This is a genomic window from Pricia sp., assembly GCF_041745955.1.
Classification (GTDB): Bacteria; Bacteroidota; Bacteroidia; order Flavobacteriales; family Flavobacteriaceae; genus Pricia.
Window position 1 is genome coordinate 1 of record NZ_JBGTHY010000054.1, and the last position, 3,103, is coordinate 3,103.

Annotated in this window: 2 protein-coding genes; one reads left to right on the forward strand and one right to left on the reverse strand. The window is 48.7% G+C overall.

Going from position 1 to position 3,103, the window contains the following annotated elements; genetic code table 11:
* Positions 1-373: 373 nt before the first annotated feature.
* The gene (locus ACEW8S_RS01770; RefSeq protein WP_373516471.1) at positions 374-1,750 is read left to right on the forward strand and encodes a D-arabinono-1,4-lactone oxidase; all 1,377 of its coding nucleotides are present in this window, start codon (positions 374-376) and stop codon (positions 1,748-1,750) included.
* Positions 1,751-1,783: 33 nt separating this feature from the next.
* Here the strand turns inward: ACEW8S_RS01770 and ACEW8S_RS01775 are convergent.
* Positions 1,784-3,103 (reverse strand): methylmalonyl-CoA mutase family protein (locus tag ACEW8S_RS01775; protein ID WP_373516472.1); only part of this gene is annotated, 1,320 nt, incomplete at its 5' end.

The following is a 3,103-nucleotide window of genomic DNA, read 5'->3' on the forward strand; positions in this document are numbered from 1 at the left end:
TTATTTATTTTTATAACGTAATAACAATTTATATGAGACCATATCAATACAGTTTGTGAGTACAAATTTTTTGTATCTTAAAGCATAAAGACAAATAGTGCTCTTTCAATAGATGCACAACTTCAAATGGCTCATCGAAAAGACGCTTTGGATTTCGATCCTGGATTTATAGCTAGGCACAAAAGGATAGAATGCCTGTAGCGAAGCCGTCCAACCGCCCTACGAGATCACAAGGCTTGATGAAGAAGCAAAGGCGCTTGTGGTAAGTGATATCAAAATCCTACGGGAACATGTGGATATACTTATTGTTTCCTATCCTTGGTGATAAGTAACCTGCACGAAAAAAATGAAACGTATCTAAAGAAACAAAAAGATGAAAAGAAGAATTTTTATAATGAAATCTTCCGCCGCCGCTGCAGCAGCAGGGGCGTTCGGCCTTATGAATTGCAAACCCCAATCAAAAAAGGAAGAAACTGCGACCAAGGTTCTTGAGGAAAACAGAAAAAACTGGGCGGGCAATTATACCTACAAGGCCGAAAAATTGCAAGAACCAAACACGGTCGAAGAACTTCAGGACTTGGTAAAGGGACCGGGAAAACACAAGGCGTTGGGCTCAAAGCATTGCTTCAACAATATAGCCGATAGCCCGATGGAGCAGATTTCCACCAAAAACCTCAATAGAGCCATCGCTATCGACCAAGATGCAAATACGGTTACCGTAGAAGCGGGAATCCGGTACGGTGAACTGGCCCCAGAACTACAGAAAATGGGCTATGCGCTGCACAATCTCGCTTCCTTGCCACATATCTCCATTGCAGGGGCATGCGCTACGGCGACCCATGGATCCGGAGTGACCAACGGTAATCTTCCCAGTGCGGTTTCGGCCCTTGAACTGGTTACCGCCAATGGTGGAATAGTCCGATTGGAAAGGGAACAGCCGAATTTTTATGGTGCGGTCGTCGGCTTGGGGGCACTGGGCATCATCGTACGAATGACCCTCGACATCGAAAAGACCTATGGCGTTCGGCAAGATTTGTTCCAGAACCTTCCGGTAAGCGCATTGCAAAAGCATTTCGATGACATAATGTCAAGCGGCTACAGCGTAAGCCTGTTCACCGATTATCAGAACGATACCGTAAGCCAAGTATGGGTCAAAAGCAGAACGGACAGGGAATTAAAGGATTTTGGTTCTTTTTACGGGGCATCGCCCGCGACCAAAAACCTGCATCCCATTACCGTAATGCCCGCTGAAAATTGCACGGAGCAGATGGGGGTCGAGGGGCCGTGGCACGAACGGCTCCCCCATTTTAAAATGGGCTTTACCCCGAGCAATGGCGAAGAGCTGCAATCGGAATATTTCGTGGGAAGGGAAAATGCGGTAGATGCATATATGGCATTGGTGGCCTTAAAGGATAAAATCTATCCCCAACTGATGATTTCCGAAGTACGGGCCATCGCGGCCGATGAATATTGGATGAGTCCCTGTTACAAAAGGGATTGTATCGCCTTTCATTTTACGTGGAAACAGGATTGGGACGAGGTGCAAAAAATACTTCCCCAGATAGAGGAGGCCCTGGCCCCCTTTGGCGTATTACCGCATTGGGGAAAAATGTTCACCATGCAACCGGACACCTTACATTCCCGATATGAAAGAATGGAAGACTTTTTACAATTGGCGAATGAATACGATCCCCAAGGCAAATTCAGGAACACCTTTTTAGATAAAAATCTTTATCGAACCAAGGGTTAAGGTGCTTTCGTAGCGGTCGGGAACGTATAACGGTTATTCCGCCCCGAGCAATAGCTCTAAAATCTGAATGGCCGCATCGGTAATTTTTGAGCCGGGGCCGAATATGGCGGTTACGCCGCTATCGAACAGAAACTGATAATCTTGTTGTGGAATTACGCCCCCCACGATGACCATTATATCTTCCCGGCCATAGTTTTTGAGATGTTCGATGACTTGGGGCACCAAAGTTTTGTGTCCGGCTGCCAATGAGGAAACTCCCAAAATATGCACGTCGTTCTCAATGGCTTGTTTTGCCGCTTCTGCCGGAGTCTGGAAAAGAGGGCCGATATCGACATCGAAACCGAGGTCTGCGTAGCCCGTGGCCACGACCTTGGCACCACGGTCATGCCCGTCCTGTCCCATTTTTGCGATGAGGATACGCGGCCTTCGTCCATCTTGTTTTGCAAAACGGTCGGACAGTTCGCGGGCTTTTTTAAAGCTTTCGTCGTCTAGGATTTCTTTGGAATACACTCCTGATATGGATTGAATTTTTGCCTTATGCCTGCCAAACGCGGCTTCGAGGGCATTGCTGATTTCCCCCAAGGTCGCTTGTGCCTTGGCCGCTTCGACGGCTAAAGCTAATAAATTTTCTGCATCTCTGGCCGGTGCGGAGCTGGTTGATTCGCCGGCCCCATCCGTTGTAAGTTCGCTTTCGGGGGATCCGGTAGCATTTGTGCCGGAACGCGAATGGGCATCTTTGGTTTTGCGGGCGGCATCCGAGTCGTCATCCTTAGCATTCCGAATAGCGTTCATTTTTTTTGAGGCCGCGTCGGTCAGTTTCTCCAAGGCGGTTTCAACGGCTTGGGTATCCCGTTTTTTCTTGATGGCTGTCAAACGTTCGATTTGCTGCCTTCGGACCTCGTTATTGTCCACTTCCAGAATCTGTAGCGGATCCTCGTCCTCTAACTGGTATTTGTTCACGCCTACAATCGTCTCCTGCCCGCTATCTATTCGGGCCTGTTTTTTGGCCGCCGCCGCTTCGATCCGCATTTTGGGAATACCAGCTTCGATGGCCTTGGTCATACCTCCCAAATCTTCTACCTCTTGGATCAGTTCCCAAGCGTTGTGTGCCAGATTGTGGGTCAATTGTTCTACATAGTGACTTCCCGCCCAAGGGTCTACGGTTTTGGTGATTTTGGTTTCGTCCCTTAGAAAAAGCTGGGTGTTTCTGGCAATTCGGGCCGAAAAATCGGTGGGTAGGGCCATGGCCTCGTCCAAGGCGTTGGTATGCAGGCTTTGGGTACCTCCAAAGACTGCGGCGGCTGCCTCGATGGTCGTACGGGCGACATTGTTGAACGGGTCTTGCGCGGTCAG

Bases quoted from the DNA above. Each gene is read 5' to 3' on its own strand.
- ACEW8S_RS01770 (WP_373516471.1), top strand. From the start codon at position 374: ATGAAAAGAAGAATTTTTATAATGAAATCTTCCGCCGCCGCTGCAGCA.